The organism is Zunongwangia atlantica 22II14-10F7 (assembly GCF_002094855.1).
GTDB classification, from domain to species: domain Bacteria; phylum Bacteroidota; class Bacteroidia; order Flavobacteriales; family Flavobacteriaceae; genus Zunongwangia; species Zunongwangia atlantica.
In genome coordinates, this window is sequence record NZ_ARYN01000015.1 from 112437 (window position 1) to 136498 (window position 24062).

Annotated in this window: 24 protein-coding genes; 22 read left to right on the top strand and 2 right to left on the bottom strand. The window is 35.6% G+C overall.

Annotation, left to right across the window (positions count from 1 at the left end):
• Window positions 1-242 precede the first annotated feature (242 nt).
• A complete protein-coding gene (locus tag IIF7_RS15920; protein WP_084842697.1) occupies window positions 243-605 on the top strand; it encodes a CoA-binding protein in 363 nt (120 codons plus the stop codon).
• Here the strand turns inward: IIF7_RS15920 and IIF7_RS15925 are convergent.
• Window positions 576-2039 carry a sodium:solute symporter gene (locus IIF7_RS15925; protein ID WP_084842698.1) on the bottom strand — a complete coding sequence of 488 codons (1464 nt, stop codon included), beginning with the start codon at window positions 2037-2039 and terminating at the stop codon, window positions 576-578. The genes IIF7_RS15920 and IIF7_RS15925 overlap by 30 nt on opposite strands.
• An 83-nt stretch (window positions 2040-2122) precedes the next feature.
• Between IIF7_RS15925 and recR the strand changes: the two genes are divergently transcribed.
• The 17 genes from recR (at window position 2123) to IIF7_RS16010 (ending at window position 20058) form a co-directional block, all read left to right on the top strand.
• The gene (recR, locus tag IIF7_RS15930) at window positions 2123-2740 is read left to right on the top strand and encodes a recombination mediator RecR (RefSeq protein WP_084842699.1); all 618 of its coding nucleotides are present in this window, start codon (window positions 2123-2125) and stop codon (window positions 2738-2740) included.
• Window positions 2741-2924: 184 nt separating this feature from the next.
• On the top strand, window positions 2925-4274 hold the full coding sequence (locus IIF7_RS15935) for a dihydrolipoamide acetyltransferase family protein (RefSeq protein ID WP_084842700.1): 1350 nt from the start codon (window positions 2925-2927) through the stop codon (window positions 4272-4274).
• A gap of 94 nt (window positions 4275-4368) precedes the next feature.
• Window positions 4369-5142, top strand: a complete 774-nt coding sequence (locus IIF7_RS15940; RefSeq protein WP_084842701.1) for a 3'-5' exonuclease — start codon at window positions 4369-4371, stop codon at window positions 5140-5142.
• A gap of 2 nt (window positions 5143-5144) precedes the next feature.
• Complete coding sequence (locus IIF7_RS15945) at window positions 5145-6083, top strand: carboxypeptidase-like regulatory domain-containing protein (RefSeq protein ID WP_084842702.1); 939 nt, start codon at window positions 5145-5147, stop codon at window positions 6081-6083.
• 35 nt (window positions 6084-6118) lie between these two features.
• Window positions 6119-6733, top strand: coding sequence for a fumarylacetoacetate hydrolase family protein (locus tag IIF7_RS15950; RefSeq protein WP_084842703.1), 615 nt, complete (start codon window positions 6119-6121; stop codon window positions 6731-6733).
• Window positions 6734-6737: 4 nt separating this feature from the next.
• Complete coding sequence (locus tag IIF7_RS15955; protein WP_084842704.1) at window positions 6738-7076, top strand: Hpt domain-containing protein; 339 nt, start codon at window positions 6738-6740, stop codon at window positions 7074-7076.
• Window positions 7076-8326, top strand: coding sequence for a competence/damage-inducible protein A (locus tag IIF7_RS15960; RefSeq protein WP_084842705.1), 1251 nt, complete (start codon window positions 7076-7078; stop codon window positions 8324-8326). Before IIF7_RS15955 ends, IIF7_RS15960 begins: the two co-directional genes overlap by 1 nt.
• Window positions 8327-8466: 140 nt before the next feature.
• Entirely contained in the window at window positions 8467-8706 is a 240-nt protein-coding gene (gene rpmB / locus IIF7_RS15965) for a 50S ribosomal protein L28 (RefSeq protein ID WP_013070732.1), read from the top strand.
• A 26-nt stretch (window positions 8707-8732) separates the two neighbouring features.
• On the top strand, window positions 8733-8915 hold the full coding sequence (gene rpmG, locus IIF7_RS15970; protein WP_013070733.1) for a 50S ribosomal protein L33: 183 nt from the start codon (window positions 8733-8735) through the stop codon (window positions 8913-8915).
• 8 nt (window positions 8916-8923) lie between these two features.
• Window positions 8924-9073, top strand: coding sequence for a DUF4295 domain-containing protein (locus IIF7_RS15975; protein WP_084842706.1), 150 nt, complete (start codon window positions 8924-8926; stop codon window positions 9071-9073).
• A gap of 141 nt (window positions 9074-9214) precedes the next feature.
• A complete protein-coding gene (ftsY, locus tag IIF7_RS15980; RefSeq protein ID WP_084842707.1) occupies window positions 9215-10165 on the top strand; it encodes a signal recognition particle-docking protein FtsY in 951 nt (316 codons plus the stop codon).
• A gap of 337 nt (window positions 10166-10502) precedes the next feature.
• A complete protein-coding gene (locus IIF7_RS15985; protein ID WP_084842708.1) occupies window positions 10503-12161 on the top strand; it encodes an amidase family protein in 1659 nt (552 codons plus the stop codon).
• Window positions 12161-12442: a hypothetical protein gene (locus IIF7_RS15990; RefSeq protein ID WP_084842709.1), complete on the top strand. Its 282-nt coding sequence runs from the start codon at window positions 12161-12163 to the stop codon at window positions 12440-12442. Before IIF7_RS15985 ends, IIF7_RS15990 begins: the two co-directional genes overlap by 1 nt.
• Window positions 12443-12531: 89 nt before the next feature.
• Window positions 12532-13368, top strand: a complete 837-nt coding sequence (locus IIF7_RS15995) for a hypothetical protein (RefSeq protein WP_084842710.1) — start codon at window positions 12532-12534, stop codon at window positions 13366-13368.
• Window positions 13369-13504: 136 nt separating this feature from the next.
• A complete protein-coding gene (locus IIF7_RS16000; RefSeq protein ID WP_084842711.1) occupies window positions 13505-16741 on the top strand; it encodes a S41 family peptidase in 3237 nt (1078 codons plus the stop codon).
• A gap of 20 nt (window positions 16742-16761) precedes the next feature.
• The gene (locus IIF7_RS16005) at window positions 16762-19029 is read left to right on the top strand and encodes a GH92 family glycosyl hydrolase (RefSeq protein ID WP_245801661.1); all 2268 of its coding nucleotides are present in this window, start codon (window positions 16762-16764) and stop codon (window positions 19027-19029) included.
• 150 nt (window positions 19030-19179) lie between these two features.
• The gene (locus tag IIF7_RS16010; RefSeq protein ID WP_084842712.1) at window positions 19180-20058 is read left to right on the top strand and encodes an aminotransferase class IV; all 879 of its coding nucleotides are present in this window, start codon (window positions 19180-19182) and stop codon (window positions 20056-20058) included.
• Window positions 20059-20197: 139 nt separating this feature from the next.
• Here IIF7_RS16010 and IIF7_RS16015 read toward each other — a convergent pair whose 3' ends face one another.
• Window positions 20198-21325 carry a P1 family peptidase gene (locus IIF7_RS16015; RefSeq protein ID WP_084842713.1) on the bottom strand — a complete coding sequence of 376 codons (1128 nt, stop codon included), beginning with the start codon at window positions 21323-21325 and terminating at the stop codon, window positions 20198-20200.
• A 115-nt stretch (window positions 21326-21440) separates the two neighbouring features.
• Here IIF7_RS16015 and IIF7_RS16020 point away from each other — a divergent pair, with 115 nt between their 5' ends.
• From IIF7_RS16020 to IIF7_RS16035, 4 genes are all read left to right on the top strand, one after another.
• Complete coding sequence (locus IIF7_RS16020; protein ID WP_084842714.1) at window positions 21441-21692, top strand: hypothetical protein; 252 nt, start codon at window positions 21441-21443, stop codon at window positions 21690-21692.
• A gap of 95 nt (window positions 21693-21787) precedes the next feature.
• The gene (gene rimO, locus IIF7_RS16025; protein WP_084842715.1) at window positions 21788-23137 is read left to right on the top strand and encodes a 30S ribosomal protein S12 methylthiotransferase RimO; all 1350 of its coding nucleotides are present in this window, start codon (window positions 21788-21790) and stop codon (window positions 23135-23137) included.
• A 61-nt stretch (window positions 23138-23198) separates the two neighbouring features.
• A complete protein-coding gene (locus IIF7_RS16030; protein ID WP_084842716.1) occupies window positions 23199-23615 on the top strand; it encodes a hypothetical protein in 417 nt (138 codons plus the stop codon).
• A 1-nt stretch (window position 23616) separates the two neighbouring features.
• On the top strand, window positions 23617-24018 hold the full coding sequence (locus tag IIF7_RS16035; RefSeq protein WP_084842717.1) for a hypothetical protein: 402 nt from the start codon (window positions 23617-23619) through the stop codon (window positions 24016-24018).
• Window positions 24019-24062 lie beyond the last annotated feature (44 nt).

Genomic DNA, 24062 nt, shown 5'->3' on the forward strand with positions numbered 1-24062 from the left:
CGCGCCTTGCAAATAGCGCGAACCTTATCAAGCATTACTATCTTCTAACCATCAAAAAAAAGATAGCAACGACATTTTTAGACTAGTCTTACCATAAAGACTGATAAGTTGTAAACTTGTTACAGTAAATTTTAAAAAGTATTTTTACTCTATAATCGAGATTAAATTTTTTAAGCTTTGTTTCGACATAAAAATAAATTTCAAAAAAGAGATTAAGGGCTTACCTTAAGTTAGTTAACAATATGAAAAAGAAAACATTAGTAATAGGAGCTTCCACCAATCCAGCCAGATATTCTAATATGGCGATCAAAAAATTGATTAGCAAGCAACAACCTGTTGTAGCATTGGGATTAAGAGAAGGAGAGGTTGAAGGGATTCATATAACAAAAGAAAAAGATCTTTTTCAAGATATAGATACCGTAACTTTATACGTTGGTCCAAAAAATCAACCTGAATATTATGAATATCTGGTTGTGCTAAATCCAAAGCGCGTTATTTTTAATCCAGGAACAGAAAATCCAGAACTCTATAAAATATTAGAGCAGAATAATATCGAATATCAGAATGCCTGTACTTTAGTGATGCTTGGTACGAATCAATATTAAGCCTAAAAAGGTAATTGCGCCATTTACGATTAGTAATTCGTAGTTAAATACATAACCACCAAGATATTCTGATGGTATATTACCTATTATGAAAGTTAAAACCACAGATATTAAGGAAACAATCCAAACCAGGTGATCTTTAATTTGCATTTTGGTAAAAATCCCGAAAGCAAAAAGTCCCAATAATGGGCCATAAGTGTAACTGGCGGCTTTTAATAAGAGGTCAATCACGCTGCTGTCCAGTAGATATTTGAAAGCAATAATAACGATTACTAAAAGCACACTTATTAAGATATGTGCACGTTTTCTTATACTGGTTTGTGCGCTGGCTTCTCGTTTTTCAATATTTAAGAAATCTACACAAAAACTGGTGGTTAAACTGGTTAAAGCACTATCGGCGCTAGAATATGCCGCAGCAATTAGGCCGAGTAAAAAGATAATAGCAAGACCAATTCCCATTTCAGCATTTAAAGCGATTTCAGGGAAAAGTAGGTCGGTTTTTTCTTTTCCGTCCAAAACGGGAACACTAATTCCGTTTTGTTCAGCATAAATAAAAAGAAGTGCTCCTAAGAATAGAAATAAGATATTTACCGGAATAAAAACCAGACTGTAAGACATCACATTTTTCTGTGCATCTTTTAGGCTTTTACAGGTTAAATTCTTTTGCATCATATCCTGGTCTAAGCCCGTCATACAAATGGTAATGAACATCCCTCCAAAGAAAGCTTTCCAGAAATAATCTTTTTCAAGAAAATTATCAAAATGAAATGTGCTGGTATAAGGAGCAAGTTCTGGAGCCGAGAAAAAGTCGTTAAATGTCCAGTTTAATTCACTCGATACAAAATAGATCGCAATCCCTACAGAGCCTAACATAAATAATGTTTGAAGTGTATCTGTCCAGACGATTGTTTTAATTCCGCCGCGCGAGGTATAGATCCAAATTAGTAAAATCGATAAGATAACGGTTACTACAAAAGGCACATTCCATGCTTCAAAGACAAAATACTGTAAAACGGTAGCCACTAGAAAAAGTCTGAATGAAGCCCCTAAGACTCTGGATATAAAAAAGAAAAAAGCTCCAGTTTTGTAACTTACATTTCCGAAGCGGTTATTTAAATATTGATAAATTGAAGTAACATTTAGGCTGTAGTAAATGGGTAGTAAAACGAAGGAAATCACCAGATAACCAAATAAATAACCAGCTACTACCTGCATATAGCTAAATTGCGAATCTCTTACCCACCCAGGAACCGATATAAAGGTAACACCAGAGAGCGAGGCGCCAACCATCCCAAAAGCTACGATGTACCAGGGAGATTTACCTTCAGCCTTAAAAAAGGCTTCGTTACTATCTTCTTTTCCTGTGAAATATGATATTAAAAGTAAAACACCAAAGTATAGTGCGATGAGTAGTACAATATGTATAGGTTCCATAAATACGAATTTAACCAAAACATTTGCAAACTTAGCATATTACTAACTATTTGCATCGGTTTAAAAATTGTAAATTTGCGGCTATGGATTTTTCTTCGAAATTATTGGAGCAGGCTGTAGACCAAATGTCACAGTTGCCCGGTATAGGAAAACGTACCGCGCTTAGATTGGTTTTACACCTTTTAAGGCAACCCGAAACGCAAACCGAACAACTAAGCAAAGCACTTTCTAAATTAAGATCAGAAATAAAAAGATGCCGAAATTGTTACAATATTAGCGATACAGAGCTTTGTGATATTTGTGCAAATCCTTCCAGACAGGAAGATCTTATTTGCGTTGTAGAAGATATTCGCGATGTGATGGCGATCGAAAATACAGGGCAATATCGCGGGATGTATCATGTTTTGGGTGGTAAAATAAGTCCTATGGATGGTATTGGTCCCTCGCAACTTACCATTAAACCATTAATCGAAAAGGTAAAAGATGGTAAAATACAGGAAATTATTTTCGCGTTAAGTAGCACGATGGAAGGAGATACAACAAACTTTTATATCTATAAACAATTAGAAGGAACCGGAGTTAAAACATCTACCATCGCCAGGGGAATTAGTGTTGGAGATGAATTGGAATATGCAGATGAGGTGACTTTAGGGCGAAGTATTACCAATCGCGTTCCTTTTGAAAATAGCCTAAAAAGTTAAAATGCTTTAAGCTTCTGCTTTCAGGTTGAAGGATGAAATTGTAATTTTACACCGTAAATTTTTAAGTGTAGACGTAAAAATATTTTCAGTGAATTTATATTTTATTGATTTTTTAATATTTAAAAACCTTTAATTTAAGTAAATTCGCAAACGAAATAACAAAAAATAGCTTTCAAATATAGATATGGCAAAATTTGAACTGAAATTACCTAAAATGGGAGAAAGTGTTGCTGAGGCAACCATAACCAGCTGGTTAAAAGAAGTAGGCGATACCATTGAAGCAGATGAACCGGTACTGGAAATAGCTACAGATAAAGTAGATAGCGAAGTGCCAAGTGAAGTAGATGGTAAGCTTGTAGAAATACTTTTTGAGGCAGATGATGTAGTTGAAGTTGGTCAAACGATTGCTATTATTGAAACCGAAGGTGACGTAGCCCAGGAAGAGGATTTGGATATCGATCTTGAAGAAAATGAAACTGATGAAGATAGCCAAGCAGATGCTGAGGAAGTAGAGCTACATGCAGCTGCAGCTGAAGCCGCAGTAGAAACGGCGAAGGAAACTGTAGGAAGTTCAGATTATTCAGATTCAGATCGTTTTTATTCTCCATTAGTAAAAAACATTGCTAAAGAAGAGAATATTAGCCTGGAAGAGTTGGAAACCGTTAAAGGTACCGGTAAAGATGGTCGTGTTACTAAAGATGATATTTTAGCTTATGTAGAAGATCGTGGAAGCAAGTCAAAACCTTCAACCGCTAACAATACTACTTCAAAATCAGATCATTTAGAACCTGCTTTTAAAAATCAGGAGAATGTAGTGACTTCAGGAGAAGACGAGATTATTGAAATGAGCCGTATGGGGAAAATGATTAGTAAGCACATGATCGATAGTGTGCAAACTTCAGCCCATGTACAGTCTTTTATAGAAGTAGATGTAACCAATATCTGGAATTGGAGAAGCAAGCATAAGGAAGCTTTTCAGAAAAAAGAAGGCGAAAAACTAACATTTACGCCAATATTTATGGAAGCTGTAGCTAAGGCTATCCGTGATTTCCCATTGATCAATATCTCTGTAGATGGAGATAAGGTAATCAAAAAGAAAAACATCAATTTAGGGATGGCGGCAGCGCTTCCAGATGGGAATCTTATTGTTCCGGTAATTAAGAATGCAGATCGATTAAACCTTGTAGGAATGGCCAAGGCGGTAAACGACCTGGCAAATAGAGCAAGACAAAATAAGCTAAAACCAGATGATATTCAGGGTGGAACCTATACGGTAACCAATGTAGGTACATTTGGTAGTATTATGGGAACGCCAATTATCAATCAGCCTCAGGTAGGGATTCTGGCTTTAGGTGCAATTAGAAAAATGCCTGCGGTAATTGAAACTCCAGAAGGTGATTTTATCGGGATTAGATATAAAATGATCTTATCTCACAGTTACGATCATCGTGTTGTAAATGGTGCGCTAGGTGGGCAATTTGTACAACGTGTAGCTCAATACTTAGAAGGCTTCGATAAGAATAGAGAAATATAAAATTAATGTATATAAAGAGAAACCGGGATTGCTTTTTATGGGGCGATTCCGGTTTTCTTTTTATATTGCTGTAAGAAAAATCAAACCTTAAAAGATGGAATTAAAGCTTACAAAGCCTATTTGTTTTTTCGATCTGGAAACCACCGGAACGAACCTTGCCAAAGATAGGATTGTAGAAATAGCGATATTAAAAGTATATCCTAACGGAAACAAAGAAAGTAGAACCTGGTTGGTAAATCCAGAAATGGAGATTCCAAAAGAGGTTATTGCTATTCACGGAATTTCGAACGAGAAAGTGGCGAACGAGCCGACTTTTAAAGAATTATCCAAGCAAATCTACGACATGATAAAAGGTTGTGATCTTGGAGGCTATAATTCCAATCGTTTTGATATACCACTTTTGGCTGAAGAATTACTACGTGCAGATATCGATTTTGATATGAAGAATATGCTTGCTGTAGATGTGCAGACGATTTTCCATAAAAAAGAGCAGCGAACTTTAGCTGCCGCTTTCAAGTTTTACTGCGGAAAAGATCTTATCGATGCGCACAGTGCCGCTGCAGATACTGAAGCGACTTACGAAGTTTTAAAATCTCAGCTAGATAAATACGAGGATTTAGAGAATGATATTAAGTGGTTGTCGCAATATAGTGCTCGCAAGAATTTTGCAGATTTTGCCGGTTTTATAAGCTTCAATAAAAAAGGAGAGGAAGTTTTCTCTTTTGGAAAATATAAAGGAAAGCTTGTAGAAGAGGTTTTAGAAAAGGAACCCGGTTATTTTGGTTGGTTACAGAATGCCGATTTTCCACTATATACCAAGAAAGTATTAACCGCGATAAAATTGCGTAAGCTGAATACAAAACTTTAAAAATGCGGCTTCTGCTTCCTTTTTTTCTGTTTATTTCTGTGAGCGCTCTTGGGCAAAGAGCAGTGGGGCAGGTGGTAGATGCTGAAACTTTAGAGCCGTTACCTTACGTAAATATTGTTTTAGAGGAAGAAAAAATAGGAATTTCTACAGATAAAGAAGGTAGGTATTCTTTTGTAGTAAAAGATATAAGTGAAGATGCCGATGTTAAATTTAGTTATGTAGGTTACGAATCTAAATATGCGCAGTTAAAGGAATTAAAGGGAAAAGTAATTCGATTAAAACCTTCTGTAGATCATTTAGCTGAAGTTCGCTTATATACCATAAAAGAAAAAAAACGACAAAGAATTAACGATTTTCGGCGTAAAGAAATCATTGGGCTTGGTAATTTTAGCGGCGGGCAATATCCGAGTATCGTTGCCAGACATTATGATAAGCCGGAAAAGTTTGATGAAGGTTGTTTTATAAAAGATATTGAAGTCCGTTATTTTTCCGTAGAAAAAACACTTTATGGTAGTGCCAAATTTAGATTGCGAATTATGGCGGTAGATGATGAAGGTAAACCTTCTTACGATTTACTAAGCGATGGTTTAATTATCCAAAAGGAGGCGAACCAGTTTAAAAGTAAAATTGATATGCTTCCTTATAAAATTCTGGTTCCTGAAGATGGATTTTTTGTAGCTGTAGAGCATTTATTTATTGAAGAAAATGGTTATTTTGAAGAAAAAGATTATCGTGTTAACGATACCATTATTTATCGTGATGTGAAATTGCATAAATATGGGCCGGTTTTTAGCGGAGTTTTAGAGGAATATGGAGAAAACTTTAATTCGTATTATAAGGACATTAATGGATGGCGAAAAATGAATTATTTAGATAATTCGAATGAAGTATTTTCTGGAATGCTACCCGTACCGGCATTCAAAATAACCTTAACAGACTAGTTGATAGACTAAAAGAACAGATTAAAAGTATTGCAATGAAGCTTATTTGTATAGGTAGAAATTATACCGATCATATTGCCGAGTTAGAAAATGAAAAGCCAGAAGATCCAGTAGTTTTTCAGAAACCAGATACGGCGATATTATTAAAAAAACAGCCCTTTTTTATTCCAGATTTCTCTAATGATGTGCATTATGAAGTAGAACTTCTGGTTAAAATTACACGAGTAGGAAAACATATTCAGCCCAAATTTGCTCATAAATACTATGACGAAATAGGTTTAGGGATCGATTTTACGGCCAGGGATCTTCAGGCAAAACTAAAATCTAAAGGACTTCCCTGGGAAAAAGCAAAAGGATTTGATGGTGCTGCGGTAATTGGTGAAAAATGGCTGGATAAAAATCAGTTTTCAGATTTAAACAATATTAATTTTAGTTTAAAAAAGAATGACGAAATTGTACAAAATGGCAATAGTTCTTTAATGCTTTGGAAAATTGACGAACTAATTGCTTATCTTTCAACATTCTTTACTTTAAAGATAGGAGATATTATCTTTACCGGTACGCCGGCTGGTGTTGGCCCGGTTGCTCCAGAAGATAATCTAACCGGATTTATCGAAAAGGAAGAAATTTTTTCTATAAATATCAAATAACCCCATGAGTAGCTACGATTTAAAAGATGTAGAAGAAATGGCAGGCGGTGATCAGGAATTTATGCTTGTAGTAGTACAAACTTTTCTTGAAGAGATCCCACCAGATGTTGCCGCGATGAATGAAGCTATAGATAATGGAAACGCAAATCTTGCCTACAGTTTTGCCCATAAAATGAAACCAAATCTAAAGTTATTTGGTTTAGAACTAATGCCTGAAATAACGATTATCGAGCAATGGTCTAAACAAGGGAAAAACCAAGACGATGCTCCAAAAGCTGCAAAAATAATAACAGCTAAGGTAGAGCAGGTTTGTGTAGAATTAAAAGAAGACTTTAATCTGTAATGAACGCAGAGATTATAACAATTGGGGACGAGATTCTTATCGGCCAGATTGTAGATACCAATTCGGCTTACATCGCCAAAGAACTAAATAAAATAGGGGTTAGTGTTCATCAAATAACTTCAGTAGAGGATGAATGGAACCATATTTTAACCACGCTAAGCGAAGCCCAGAAAAGAGCAGATATCGTAATTATTACTGGCGGGCTTGGGCCTACTAAAGATGATATTACCAAAAAATGTCTTTGCGAATTTTTTAATGATACGCTGGTAAAAGACGAAGTGGTTTTGGCGCATGTCGAAGAACTTTTTAAAAAGTATATCGATACTCCAATTTCAGATCTTAATAGAATGCAGGCGTTGGTGCCTTCTAAAGCAGAGGTTTTAAAGAATAGCTTTGGGACTGCTCCCGGGATGTGGTTAAAAAAAGACGATACTGTTTTTATTTCTATGCCGGGCGTGCCTTACGAGATGAAAGCATTAATGCAGGATGAGGTGATTCCAAGAATAAGACAACGCTTTAAAAGACCTTTTATTTTGCATAAAACAGTGCTGACTTTCGGGATGGGGGAAAGTGCTATTGCTGAAAAAATTGAATCCTGGGAAGAAGCTTTACCGGCTCATATACGCTTGGCTTATTTGCCAAATTTGGGTAAAGTACGTTTACGCTTAAGTACAAAAGGTAGTGATCCTGAAAAAATGGAACAGGAAGTGGATGATCAAATTACTTCACTTTGCCAGATTATTGGAGATATAATAAAAGGAGTAGAGGAAGAAGATCCTATAGAAGTTCAGATTGGTAATTTATTAAAAGAAAAAAATGCCAGCCTGGCTACTGCTGAAAGTTTTACAGGAGGAAGGTTAGCTTCTATATTTACCAAATATGCTGGTTCTTCATCTTTCTTTAAAGGAAGCGTGGTTGCGTATGCTACTGAAGCTAAAGTGAATATTCTGGGAGTATCCCAAGATCTTATCGATAAAAATTCTGTAGTAAGTAATGAAGTAGCTTGTGAAATGGCTAGAAAAGTAAAAGCTTTATACCAAACCGATTATGCTATCGCTACAACAGGAAATGCAGGGCCGTCTAAAGGAGATAGCGATGCAGATGTTGGTACCGTTGTTTTAGCAATTGCTACACCAGATGATGTATTTGCCAGAGAATTTAATTTTGGTAATCATCGAGATAAGGTTGTGGGGAAGGCTGTTAATAAATGTATGGAGCTGGTGTTAGATGAGATTTATAGCCATAAATAGGCGGAAATTAGTCAATAATTTCATACTCAATATTAACGAAAATAATATCGTAAATTTTTTTTACAGAATGTGTTGTGAATTAGGTATAAAAATCGTTAATTTGCACCCTGTTTTGAAATAACGAGATAAAGTATAGAGCAATGTCAAGAGTTTGTGAACTTACAGGTAAAAAAGCGATGGTTGGGAACAATGTTTCTCACGCAATGAATAAAACCAAGCGTAAATTTAACGCTAACCTGGTAAAGAAACGTTTTTTTATTCCTGAAGAGGATAAATGGATCACTTTAAAAGTGTCTACCTCTGCGCTTAAAAATATTAACAAGAAAGGAATCTCTGCCGTTATTAAAGAGGCTAGAGCAAAAGGATTTCTTCAAAAATAATCCTTTACTTATAAAAACAAATTAAGATGGCAAAGAAAGGAAACAGAGTACAGGTTATTTTAGAGTGTACCGAGCATAAAGCTTCTGGTCAACCAGGTACATCAAGATACATTACTACGAAGAATAAAAAGAATACACCGGATAGAATGGAGTTAAAGAAATTTAACCCAATCTTGAAAAAAATGACGGTTCATAAAGAGATTAAATAATTTGAGTCATGGCAAAGAAATCAGTTGCAGCATTACAAACAGGATCTAAGAGATTAACCAAAGCTATTAAAATGGTTAAATCTCCTAAAACAGGTGCATATACTTTCGTTGAAGCTATTATGGCTCCTGAAGAAGTTAACGATTATCTTAAAAAGTAATCGAATAAAAAATTTATAATTTTTTTAAAAGGCCGTCCTGATTTGTTATCTGGACGGCTTTTTCTTTTTATGTATATTTACCCCTAATTACAAAGTCCTTTTTTTAGTTAGGACTATTCTCATTAAAACTAACAATCAAAAATGAGTTTATTTAAAAAGATTTTTTCAAAAGAAAAGAAAGAAACTCTCGATAAAGGGCTAGAAAAAAGTAAGACCAGCTTTTTCTCCAAAATGAGTAAAGCTGTAGCCGGAAAATCTAAAGTAGATGATGAGGTTTTAGATGATCTTGAAGATGTTCTGGTAAGTAGTGATGTGGGTGTTGCTACAACAATTAAAATTATAAACCGAATTGAAGATCGAGTAGCTAAAGATAAATATTTAGGTACAGACGAACTTAACCAGATTCTACGCGAAGAAATTGCAGGTTTACTATCTGAAACCAATTCTGGTAATGCAACAGATTTTACTGTTCCAGCTAAAAAGCCTTATGTAATGATGGTGGTTGGGGTAAATGGAGTTGGTAAAACAACGACTATTGGTAAACTTGCCAATCAATTTAAAAGTCGCGGATTAAAAGTAGTTTTAGGGGCAGCCGATACCTTTAGAGCAGCAGCGATAGATCAATTACAGGTTTGGGCAGAACGTACAGATGTACCCATTATCAAACAATCTATGGGAAGTGACCCTGCTTCTGTAGCTTTTGATACTGTGCAAAGCGCTGTAAAAATGGATGCCGATGTAGTACTTATTGATACCGCGGGAAGATTACATAATAAGGTAAATCTTATGAAAGAACTTTCTAAAGTAAAAAGAGTGATGCAAAAAGTAATTCCAGATGCACCACATGAAGTACTTTTAGTTTTAGATGGTTCTACCGGGCAAAATGCTTTTGAACAGGCTAAGCAATTTACCGCCGCTACTGAAGTTACCTCTCTAGCCGTAACCAAGCTGGATGGAACTGCAAAAGGTGGTGTAGTGATTGGTATTAGCGACCAGTTCCAAATTCCGGTAAAATATATAGGTGTAGGAGAACGTGTAGAAGATCTTCAGGTGTTCAATAAATTTGAATTTGTAGATTCTTTTTTCAAATAATCTTTGCTTATTTTATCGATTTTAAGCTAGTATTTTTTACAGGTTTAAGATATTATCATTTCAGTTTTTATAGATTTCTGAAGTTTTTTTGATTGCAACTCATTTTCAGAAATGATTATTTTTCGGAAATATATTAGTGTTTTAAAAACTATTTTATCGGCACTGCCAAAGCTTATAATACTCCGAGGCTTGCCTCGAAATTAAAAATTTGTTTCGAATGAATGCCTTATGGACTTGCACCTAGGTAGTTTACTCCGAAGAAAATATAATTTGAATAAGATTTGTTCATTAGAACATACAAATAAACTAACCAATATTAACCAACTAACCACCCCATATGAAAAAGATCTTATTCTTGTGCGGAATATTGGCCATCATAGGCTGTAAAAAAGATAAAGAAAGTAATAAGGATTCTCAGGAAATTGTAGTTTCAGATTCAACTGGTACTAGCGAATATCAGGGAGATGTAATGCTAGAATTTAAGGTTTTAGATTCTAAATATATCGAGAATGACGTGCTTTGGTCTCCGTTTGAAATCGAACTCTATAAAGTTACAGAAAAGAAATACGATAGTTTAAAATCGTTAATTCTTGAAAAATCTGTGACAGAATTACAAAGTGCGATCGCAAAAGAAGAACTTACCTACGAAGAGCTTACTCTATTTTATTTATATAGAATGCGAAAGTTAGATCGTGAAAATGAACTTTCTTTAAATTCTGTAATAGCGATTAATCCAGATGTGTTAACCGAAGCTCGTTTAAAGGATAGAAATTATAAAAATACCGAGAATAAAAGTCCTATTTATGGGATACCGGTATTGCTAAAAGATAATATTAATACAGCTACGATGCCAACAACGGCCGGAGCTGTAGCGCTGCAAGGAAATACAACACCTAATGCTTTTATCACGAATCAATTAGAAAGTAGCGGAGCAATTATTTTAGGTAAAGCAAATCTTAGTGAATGGGCTTATTTTTTCTGTAAAGGATGTCCTAGTGGATATTCTGCAGTAGGAGGGCAAACTTTAAATCCTTACGGGCGTAGGTTTTTTGATACTGGAGGTTCCAGCTCTGGTAGTGGTGTTGCAGTGGCTGCTAATTTCGCTCCTTTGGCAGTAGGATCTGAAACTTCAGGATCTATACTTTCACCATCCAGTCAGAATAGTTTGGTGGGATTAAAACCAACAATCGGACTTTTAAGTAGAACGGGAATTGTTCCTATTTCAAGCACCTTAGATACTCCGGGGCCAATGACAAAAACCGTTATGGATAATGCTATTTTGTTAAGTGCTATGGCGGGAAGAGATACGAGCGACGCGAAAGTTTTTGCTGATTCTATTAAAGTGACTACAGATTATTATTCGGCTTTAACTGATACCACTAGTTTGCGCGGAGTAAGGTTAGGTGTGATAAAAGAACTTACTGAAGATTCTTTATATAATAGAGCAATTAATGAACTTAAAAAAGTTGGAGCTCAAATCGTCGAATTTGAGGCTGAAGATATTAAATTAGCTAATTTTCTAAGATTATTAAATCTTGATATGAAAAAAGACCTTCCTGCTTATTTAGAACGTTATGGCAAAAGAGTAGATGTAAGATCTGTAGAAGATATAATGGCTTTTAATGTTGAAGATTCAGTGCAACGTGCTCCTTACGGGCAGGGATTGTTTGAAGGAATTGTAAAGGATACCGCTTCAGCAGAAGAATTTCAGGCAATAAAAGATACCCTTAAAATACGCGGAAAACGATTTTTCGATATCCCGATGAAAGAGTATGATCTGGATGGGATTCTTTCGATAAATAATTATCATGCCGGCTTTGCTGCGGTTGCAGAATATCCTGCGATCACTGTACCTATGGGCTATGACGATATTGGGGAACCTAAAGGTTTAACTTTTATTTCTATTCCTTATTCTGAACAAAATTTATTACGCTGGGCTTATGCTTACGAGCAGGAATCGCAGCAACGTAAACCACCAAAAGACTATTCTAAGTAATGGCACAACGATACCTGATTATATTTACCAAACTTATATTTATATACTGTCTGTTTTATGTGATCATGAAAATACTGGCCGTTTTTCAGGGCGCATGGCTTTATGCTAATCTAATTATGGCGTTTCCGGTACTTATATTGGGTCTTTTAGGCGCATATTTTGTTAAGATCAAAAAGTATAATTGGATCTATGTTATCATTTCTGCAATACTTATAAGTATTATCAGGTATTACGAACAAGGCTGGTTATTAGGTTTGCATAATTATTTTGGTGCGAATTAAAATAATATTTTAAAATTATAGAAATATACTTATAACTCAATTTTTGGAGGATGTTTCCTAATTGAATTTCAAAAAAAAATTATATTAAAATGCTTCGAATTTTAACTTTTCTTATCATTTGTACCTTAAGTTTTAATTGCTTTGGTCAAATTCCAACAGAAGCATATCGTGAAGAAATAAAAGCTTTAAAAACGGACGATGAAATTGCTGATTATTGGAAAAAAATCAACGAATTAGATCAGAAGGTTTTAGTTAAGACTGAAGATAGGTTTAAGCATGACTCAATTTCTGTGGATAATATGATTAGAACTTCTTTGCTTTTTCAGATACATGGAAATAAAGGATATGTATTAAGTACTAAAACAAGCAGTACTTTCGTACCAATACTTAATTTAGTGCATAACCATGATGCCAAAATGAATCTTGCTTTTTGGTCTTTGATTGCAAATGAAGAAATAATTAAAAGATTTAAAAAGAGATACCCTGGTTACACATTAGAATCGCTATCTCTTTCTGCTTATGATTATTCTTTAGTTAATCAGGAAAGTAGGTATGCTTATTTATTAGAAAAGTTGGCAGAAATGCCCGCTGAAGATGATTTGGTAAAAAGGCTTGAAAGGTTATTTTTAGAATACAAAATCAGAAAAGATTTAGAGGTTTTGGATGTTATTGGAGAATGGCAAAATCAGGCATTTAAAAGCCAAAAAACAGGTGGAAACTTTCAATTAGTAAAACTGGAAGATCAAAATTTTTATTTCTTGAGGTTTGAAAGCAGAATTCTTCTGGAAAAAATAGAAAAAGATGCTGTAGATAAATTTAAAGTTTCAGGTTATCCTTTCGGTTGGTATTACACTTATAATGATGAAGGAGAATTAATTCTATACGACCAAAATGATGAAATTTTAATAGAATATAGTGCTATTTAAAAACTCGCCTAAAAATTAATAAGATAGAACCCATCTTAACGAAAGTTTCGATGGGTTTTTTATAGCCTTAAAGTTAGCGATTGTTAGTATCTTAGTGGCACTCTAAAAATTTTTCTAAACTAAATTCAATCACTTTATGAAAAAATTTTACTTGCTGATAATGCTATTGCTTGTTAGTGTGGCAGTTTCAGCACAAGAAAATGCAAAATGGCTACGATATCCTTCGATTTCTCCAAATGGTGAGACCATTGTTTTTGGATATATGGGTAACCTTTATCGTGTAAGTAGCGGTGGTGGTGTAGCTATTGCGATAACTACAGGCGATGCTTACGATATGCGTCCTGTTTGGAGTAACGATGGTAAAAGTATTGCTTTTGCCAGTGATCGCTATGGGAATTTTGATGTATATACTATGCCGGCAACTGGCGGTACACCAACAAGATTAACTTTTAATAGTGCCAATGATTACCCATACGATTTTGCACCACAGGATGATAAAATTCTCTACGGAAGTGGTCGTAATGCACCGGCCTCTAGCGTAAGATTTCCTAATCCCGGATTATTTCAAAATTTATATACCATTCCTGTAAAAGGAGGAAGACCAGAATTGCTTACCGCTGCGGGAGCTGAAGAAGCTCATTTTAGTAATGATGGAGAAAATTTGGTATTTCAGGATAGAAAAGGTTACGAGGATGCCTGGAGAAAACATCATACTTCAGCAGTGACCAGGGATATTTGGTTGTATGATGTAGAAAATGATTCTTACAAACAAATTAGTGATTTTGAAGGTGAAGATCGCGAGCCGGTTTTTAGTGCAGATGCTTCAAAAGTGTTTTACCTAAATGAAAAAGACGGTACACAAAATCTTTACGTGAAAAGCCTTGATTCTGGTTCCGAAGAAAAACTGACAAATTTTAAAGATTTTCCGGTTCGTCATTTAAGTATTTCAGATAACGATAAACTTGCTTTTTCCTGGAAAGGCGAAGTGTATACCATGATGCCAGGATCTGAGCCTGAAAAACTAGCAATTAAAGTTTTAGACGATGCTGCTTTCGAGGCTATCAAAAATATGGATATAAACAGTGTAACCGAGTTTGCTGTTAGTCCGAATAACAAAGAGATCGCTTTTGTAAACCGTGGGGAAGTTTTTGTAACCGGTGTAGACGATTCTCGTACCAAAAGGATCACCAATACCTCTACGCAGGAGCGAATGATCAGCTGGTCGCCAAACGGTAAAGAACTTATTTTTTCCGGGGAGCAGGATGGTAGCTGGAATGTATATAAAGCGACATTAAATCGCCCTCAGGAAGAGTATTTCTATGCTTCAACCATTGTTGATATTAAGCCTTTAATTAACACTGAAGCTGAAGAATTTCAGGCAAAAATAGCTCCAGATTCATCCAAAATCGCCTTTGTAGAGGAACGAAATATTCTAAAGGTAATGGATCTAAAATCGGGCAAGAAAACAGTTATTCTTCCTGAAGGTAGAAATCATTCTTACAGCGATGGAGACTGGTCTTTTCAATGGAGTCCAGATAGTCGCTGGTTAATGGTAGACGATCAAAAAGGATATTTCTTCCTTAATAATACCGCCTTGATCAAAGCTGATGGTAGTGGTGAAATTTTTCATCCTGTAAATAGCGGATTTGGAGAATCGAATGCCAAATGGGCAATGGATGGTAAGATGATGACTTTTGCAAGTAGTCGTGAAGGTAGAAAATCTTTAGCATTACAGGGAAGTACAGAACAGGATATTTACGCAGTATTTTTCGACCAAAAAGCTTACGATCGTTACACTTTAAGCGAAGAGGAATTCAAGCTTGTAGAAGAGCGTGAGAAAAAGGAGAAGGAAGAAAAGGAAAAAGCTGAAGAAGACGATAAAAAGTCTAAAAAGAAGAAAGATGATAAAAAAGACGAGCCTTTAAAACTCGATTTTGATAATCTGGATATTCGTAAAGTAAAACTTACGATTAATTCGGCCAGCATTAGTGATTATGTACTAAATAAAGATGCTAGTAAGGTTTTTTACCTGGCTTCTTTCGAGAAAGGATATGATCTATGGGTAACCGAGCCTAGAACAAGAGAAACTAATATCTTAGCTAAAATGGGTGGTTCGCCAAGCGGAATCGAAATTAGCGAAGATGGAAAATCATTATTTTTAAGTAATAATGGCAGGCTGGTAAAAGTGGATGCCGAGAGTGGTAAAGTAGATAATATAGCTATTAACGGAGATATGGTTATAGATGCCGCTGCAGAAAGAGAATATATGTTTAACCACATGTGGAGACAGGTAACCAAGAAATTCTATGATCCAGAAATTCATGGGATCGATTGGCAAATGTACCATGATGAATATGCCAAGTTTTTGCCGCACATCAATAACAACTATGATTTTCAGGAATTGTTAAGTGAACTTTTAGGTGAATTAAATGCTTCGCACACCGGTGGGCGTTATTATGCTTCAGGAGCTAACGGAGATCACACCGCATCTTTAGGATTGCTGTATGACGAATCTTATATGGGTGACGGAATTAAAATTTCCGAAGTTATCTCAGGAGGTCCTTTAGATAATGCCGATAGTAAAATAAAAGCAGGTGATATTATTACCAAAATCAATGGTAAAAACATCGAATCTAATGAAAACTGGAATAAGTATTTAAATAATATTCAGGATAAAAATACACTGCTAACGATCAAAAGCGGTAATTCAACTTTCGAAGAAACTATTAAGCCGGTTTCAGAAGGATCTATTCGTAGTTTAATGTACAAACGTTGGGTAAGAACTATGGAGCGTAAAACCGATAGTCTTAGTGGTGGAAAACTGGGTTACGTACATATCCAGGGAATGAATGACGGAAGTTTTAGAGATGTTTTCGAAAATGCTCTTGGTAAGAATTTAGAAAAAGAAGGTCTTGTGGTAGACACCCGTTTTAATGGCGGTGGTTGGTTACACGACGATCTTAATACTTTTTTAAGCGGAGAAGAATATCTAAAATTCGCGCCTCAGGGAGAAGTGATTAGTGGTGGTGAGCCAATGGCTCGTTGGACGAAACCTAGCATTGTTTTAATGAGTGAAGGAAACTATAGTGATGCTTTTATTTTCCCTTACGTGTACAAGCAAAACGGAATTGGTAAACTGGTAGGAATGCCTGTAGCCGGTACCGGTACAGCAGTTTGGTGGGAAAGACAAATAGATCCTTCGATCATTTTTGGAATTCCTATGGTGGCCACTATTGGAGCAGAAGGCGTACCAACCGAGAATATGGAATTACAACCGGATATCGAAGTAGCTTTACCTTATAACCAATTTTTAAATGGTGAAGATCCACAGCTGCAAACCGCAGTAAAAGAACTTTTAAAAGAAACCGAATAATTCTATTTAACCCTAACCTAATGATTAAATTTTTTAAAAATAACTCGTTACCAGTACTGTTTATGCTGGTAACGGGTTTTTCTTCTTTTGCACAATCTGCTAAAGAAAAGAGTCCGGCAGAATATGTAAACCCATATATGGGTAATATTAGCCATTTACTGGTGCCAACGTATCCAACGATACACATGCCCAATAGTTTGTTGCGTGTATATCCAGAGCGTTCAGATTATAATGGCGATCTACTAAATGGGCTACCATTAATAATTACCAGCCATCGTGGAAGCTCAGCGTTTAATTTGAGTCCGTTTCAGGGAGAACTTTCAGATCTTAAACCAGTAATAAAATTTAGTTATGATTTAGAGGAAATTCATCCTTATAGTTATCATGTTTATCTTGATGAGCAGGAAACAACTGTAGATTATGGTTTATCCTCACAATCGGCTAAGTACATTATTCAGTTTGAAAAAGAAAAAGAAAGTCATCTTATTCTGAATTCAAGAAACGGAATGTTAAGTTGGGATGGCGAGGCTATTTCGGGATATCAGATTATAGGAAATAATACCAAAATTTATATCTATTTAATTCCGAAGCAAAAGCCGGAAAAAGTTCAGGTTTTAGCTGAAAACGCAAAGCTTAGTTTAGGTACTAAAGCTGAAGGTAGAAATGCAAGTATCGTATTAAGTTTCTCTAAGTCGCAATCGCAATTAGAATTGCCATACGGTGTATCTTTTATTAATGAGCAACAAGCTAAATCGAATTACCTGAGAGAAGTTAAAGGTAAAACGCTAGCCAAATTACAAGAAGAAGGGAAGGAAATTTGGGATGAAGCTTTAGGGAAAATGCAGGTTGAAGGCGGTAGTGAAGCCGATAAAAATGTTTTTTATACATCGCTTTATCGCTCTTATGAGCGACCGGTTTGTATTTCAGAAGATGGAAGGTACTACAGCGCTTTTGATGGGCAGGTGCATGATGACAATGGTAGAGCATTTTATACAGACGATTGGATTTGGGATTCGTACAGAGCGCATCACCCACTTCGTGTTTTGCTAGATCCTAAACAGGAAGAAGATATCATCCATTCATTCATTTTAATGGCAGAGCAAATGGATCATAACTGGTTGCCAACTTTCCCAGAAGTTACCGGAGACAGTAGAAGAATGAATTCTAATCACGGCGTGGCAACCATTCTGGATGCTTCAGAAAAAGGACTTAATAATTTTGATCTTGAAAAAGCCTTTCAGGCATCAAAAGCAGCGATTACTGAAAAAACATTAGCACCATGGTCTGGCAAACCTGCGGGAGAGTTAGATGATTTTTACAAAGAGCATGGGTTTATTCCGGGCTTAAGAGAAGGTGAAGAAGAAACGATTCCTGAAGTTAGCGGATTCGAAAAACGACAGCCTGTGGCCGTAACTTTGGGAACTGCTTACGATGAGTGGTGCTTGGCGGTATTGGCCAATAAATTAGATCATAAAACAGATTTTGCGAAATTTAAAAAAGAGGCACTTAATTATCGTAATTTATTCAATACAGAGACTAAATTCTTTCATCCTAAAGACAAGAATGGTGAATTTATTACGCCTTTTGATTATCGATTTTCAGGCGGAATTGGAGCACGAAATACCTATGGAGAAAACAATGGTTGGACGTATCGATGGGATGTACAGCATAACGTAGCCGATTTGATAGATCTAATGGGCGGTAGAGAAGCTTTTGTTGAAAATCTTGATGCTACTTTTGCAGAGCCAATGGGTAGAGGAAAAAGAGAATTTTACACGCAGTTACCAGATCAAACCGGTAATGTAGGGCAGTTTAGTATGGCAAACGAGCCATCATTGCATATCCCGTATTTGTATAGCTATGCCGGTGCACCCTGGAAAACTCAAAAACGAATTAAGAAATTAATCCATACCTGGTTTAGAAACGATTTTATGGGAGTTCCGGGAGATGAAGATGGCGGTGGAATGTCTTCTTTCGTGGTGTTCTCTCAATTAGGATTTTATCCGGTAACGCCTGGATTACCAATTTATGTAATTGGAAGTCCGTTTTTCCAAAAATCTGAAGTCAGCTTAGAAAATGGAAACACTTTTACCATTATTGCAGAGAATTTTGCTGAAGAAAATAAGTATATCCAAAGTGCAACTTTAAATGGTAAAAGCTTAGATAAGCCTTGGTTTACACATAAAGATTTAGAAAATGGCGGAACTTTAGTTTTAAAAATGGGCAAAAAAGCAAATAAAAATTGGGGAAGTAAACCTGAAAATGCACCGCCTTCTTTCAAGTTTTAATTAATCCATGGTTCTTGATTTTTGAGAGAACTTTAAAAGACTTAGCAAAAAATATCTTTTTAAGATTGAAAACACTGCCTCGTGAAAATTTTTTCCGGGGCAGTTTTTTTATAGCCTCCAAAAGTCTATTTTTAGGTTTTGCATTATGATATGAAGCTAACTTACCCCAGCAAAGTCTATTTAAACGGAGAATGGTTAAAGCCTGAAGAGGCGAAAATCTCTGTTTTTGATCGTGGTTTTTTATTCGGTGACGGCATTTACGAAGTCATTCCTTTTTATAGTGGAAAGCTATTTTTGCTGAAAGAACATTTAGACCGATTAAAATATTCTTTAAATGAAGTCGAACTGAAATGCGATATTGGTGATTTTGAAGCACTAATTTTAAAAGCGATCGATCTGGCAGAATTAAACCAGGAAAATGGAGCAATCTATATTCAGGTGAGTAGGGGAATGGCACCAAGAACGCATTATTTTCCTGAAAAATATGATGCTACAGTGCTTATGTATGCCTATAAAACCAATCTTAGAGGTTTTCAGCAGCAATTTAAAAATGTGGTGGTCTCCAACGATCTGCGTTGGCATCGTTGCGATATAAAATCAGTTTCCTTGATGGCCAATATTATCGCAAATACCGAAGCAAAAAAAGGTGGTTTTGCTGAAAATATAATGATTAGAGACGGTTTTTTTACTGAAGGTTCGCATTCTTCGCTATTTTTTGTGAAAAACGATAGGGTTTATACACATCCCAATGGTAAATTCATTTTACCCGGAATTACCAGAAATTTTCTTATTCAACTATGTAAGGACAATGCTATAGAAATTGTCGAAGAAGCGCTTCTTGTTTCAGCATTAGATGAGGTTACTGAAGTTTTTATTACCGGAACTACCACTCAGATCACAGCGATCAAGAATCTACATTTTCCAGATAAAATTTTAAATTTTGGAGGTGAAATTGGAAAAGTGACTAAAAGACTTCAGCAATTATTTTCTGAAGAAGTAAAGAAACAAACGGGAGTGGATTTAAGTTAATAGTTACCAGTTTACGGTTTACGGTTCACAGTTAAAAGTTAGCAGTGCCAGTGAGCACATTGCATATAATTTTAGCTATAAGAGAAAAATTATTATCCAAAAGTTGTCACCCTGAACTTGATTCAGGGTCTCATTTTTACTATTCTTCTAAAACACCTTGCACTTTCAGGATCGATAAGACTTTTTCTACAGGTAGTTTTTTAATCGTATGTCCGTCGTATCCGGTCATATCTTCAGCCATAAACAAACTATTAATAATAGCTTCTTCCGTTGCTTCATTTGCAGCCATAAATAGCGGAGACATCCAGTCGTTAGGAACACTTTCAGTTTTGTAGATTTCTTTTGTTTGATATGGGATTCGAACCTCTTCCGCAGTAGAAAAAGCGATGATATAATCTCCACTTCCGTTAGAGGCAATTCCGCCGGTTTGTGCCAGTCCCATAAAAGCACGTTTAGCTAATCGTTCTAAATTACGATTGGTTAAAGGTGCATCGGTAGCAACAACGATCATACAACTACCATCTACATTATTCTGTAACTCATCTGAAAAGGCGAAATTCTTTAATTTTTCACCCATATTTACGCCGCCAATGTCGAGAACTCCGCCAAAATTACTTTGTACCAAAACGCCTACAGTATAGCCGCCAAGATTTTCAGGTAATTTGCGGGAAGAAGTTCCTATTCCGCCTTTATAACCAAAACAGATCGTTCCTGTGCCGGCACCAACATTTCCTTGTTTAGGTTTATCTGTACTTGCATTTTTTATTGCTGAAATTACATCACTTGTAGAAACATGCTGCCCTCTTATATCATTTAAGTAGCCATCGTTAGTTTCGCCAACGATCGCATTGACTGATCTTACGTTTTCGTTTCCGGGTAGATTTAGAGTGTATTTTATAACGGCATCGATACCCGTAGCAACATTTAAAGTATTGGTAAGAATTATAGGAGTTTCGATATTTCCCAACTCATTTATTTGGGTGGTGCCCGCTAATTTTCCAAAACCGTTACCCACGAAAACTGCCGCCGGTACTTTATCCTGAAAGATATTCCCGCCGTGGGGTAAAATTGCGGTAACACCAGTTCTAATGGAATCGCCTTTGATTCGAGTGGTATGTCCAACTTTTACGCCTTTAACATCAACAATAGTATTAGTGGCGCCAACCGGCATCACTCCGGTTTTAATACCCAATTCTCTGGCGGTTTTTTGAGCATACGTGGATAATTGAACAATAAAAATAAGCAGAAAAAAAAGCCGAAATTTCATAGAATAATGATTGATCTTTTAAAGATACACTATTCTTAAAAATAACTGCCGGGTCTATAAAATATTCGAAAATACTGCTCGTTCTTTAAATCGAAGTCAAAAGAAAACTCAATTTATGTTAGATCGGTTATTTCTGCGAAAGCTAACACATAAAGGAAAAATAGCCTATTGGATTATTCAATTGGTATTAGATGCACTTTTTATAGGCTACCTTTTTATTTTTATGGATTATAATTTGGATCGTTTTGCGGGTGATGGCTACGGAATCGTCATTGGCGGCGTAATCGCTGCGATGCTAATTTCTGGAGTTATCTGCCTGGCATTATGGAAGAAACCTGAAAAAGAACTGCATTCTCAGCAAGATTGATTTTGCTTAAAATTACCTAAAAACTAAATTTTAGTCCAGATCCTTAGTATTTCGTTCATCTTCACTACTTTTGCACTCCTAAACGAAGATTTTACATGAGGACTAAATCGCTAAAAAAGAACAGGATAAATGTAGTAACCCTTGGTTGTAGTAAGAATGTTTACGACAGCGAAGTGTTGATGGGGCAGTTAAAAGCGAATAATAAAGAGGTTGTTCACGAGCAGGAAGGAAATATTGTAGTAATAAATACCTGCGGTTTTATCGATAACGCCAAAGAACAATCTGTAAATACGATCTTAGAGTTTGTAGAGAAAAAGGAGCAGGGCGATGTAGATAAGGTGTTTGTGACCGGTTGTTTAAGTGAGCGTTATAAGCCAGATCTGCAAAAGGAAATTCCAAATGTAGATCAATATTTTGGAACAACAGAACTTCCTGGTTTGTTAAAAGCTTTGGAAGCCGATTATAAACACGAGCTAATTGGTGAGCGTTTAACCACAACTCCAAAAAACTATGCCTATTTAAAGATTGCTGAAGGTTGTGATCGTCCTTGTAGTTTTTGTGCGATTCCTTTAATGCGCGGTGGTCATAAATCGACACCAATCGAGCATTTAGTTACTGAAGCTAAAAAACTGGCAGCAAATGGCGTAAAAGAATTAATTCTTATTGCACAGGATCTTACGTATTATGGTCTTGATCTTTATAAAAAAAGAAATCTGGCTGAATTATTAGAGAATCTTGTAAAAGTTGAAGGCATCGAATGGATTCGTTTGCATTATGCGTTTCCTACAGGATTCCCTATGGATGTTTTAGAGATCATGAAGCGTGAGCCTAAGATCTGTAATTATCTTGATATCCCATTACAGCATATTTCAGATGATTTATTAAAGTCGATGCGTCGTGGTACAACCCATAAAAAAACCACAGATCTTTTATATAAATTCCGCGAAATTGTGCCAGAAATGGCGATCAGAACAACCTTAATCGTTGGTTATCCTGGGGAAACCGAGGAGCATTTTCAGGAATTAAAAGAATGGGTTAAAGAAATGCGTTTTGAGCGTTTAGGTTGTTTTACCTATTCTCACGAAGAAAATACGCATGCTTATAATCTTGAGGACGATGTTCCAGATGATGTAAAACAGCAGCGCGCTAACGAAATTATGGAAATTCAGTCTCAAATTTCTTGGGAATTGAATCAACAAAAAATAGGAGAAACCTTTAAGGTGATAATCGATAGAAAAGAAGGGAATTATTTTATAGGTAGAACCGAATTTGATTCTCCGGATGTAGATAATGAAGTTTTGATCGATGCTACTGAAATCTACCTGAAAACAGGAGAATATTACGATATTAAAATCACAGATGCAGCCGACTTTGATTTGTACGGTACACCTTTAAATGCTGAAGCAAAGCCTACACGAAAAGAATTAAAAATAAAAACGGTGTAGGGTAAAATTTTTTAGGAAATAATAAAGGATTTCGGTATTTTTAGATCGAAATCCTTTTTTTATGCAGAAAATCGAAAAACATAACGGCTTTTTTAGAAGATATTATTACAGTCTATTTGGCTCATTTTATCTGATTATTGCTGTTGCTATGTTTTTTATTGAAGATAGCTCGAGTGTGATGTCGTATGGCTACTTCGCCTTTGGAATTGGCTATTTTGTAGTGCAATATTTCTCTGGTGGTTCTACTGAAGAATATATTAGCTGGGATCATGATAAGATCGTTTTAAAACAATGGACTCAAAAAGAAGTTAGCTTTACTTTAGCTGAAATCGATCATATAAATGTTTCAGATTATAATCTTACGATCAAAAAAGGAGCAGCTGCCGGAACAATGATGGAATTAAAAGGTTTTAAACCTGAAGATATTCAGCAATTACAGGAGGATTTTAATTCAGAAGTTAATTTACAATTCGCCTAAGATGCAAACTACAATCAAGAAACATTCACCATTTTGGGTAAAACATTTACGGCTTATTTCTGGAGTTGCTTTTATAATTTCGGGAATTGCTAATCTAATTGAAATTGAACATCCGGTAGGTATATTTATGTTTACGATGTTTATGTTTGCTGGTTTTATTAATTTACTGGTCTATTTTTATTATCCAAAAGAAGTAATGATCTCTTGGGATGATGAAAAGTTGGAAGTTAAAGGTCAGCAGTTAAAATCTAAATCGTTTTTATTTAAAGATATTGTTGATTTTCGTTTCGAAAAAGATAAACTCATTTTAAAATCTGATGCGCATCGCGGTTCTATTTTAAATATTAAAGGTTTTAAAGAAGACGATCTTCAACTACTACGATCCAGGCTTACTTTAAATTAGTTCTAGTACGTTTCAGAAAAAAACCTATCTATTTTTATACATTC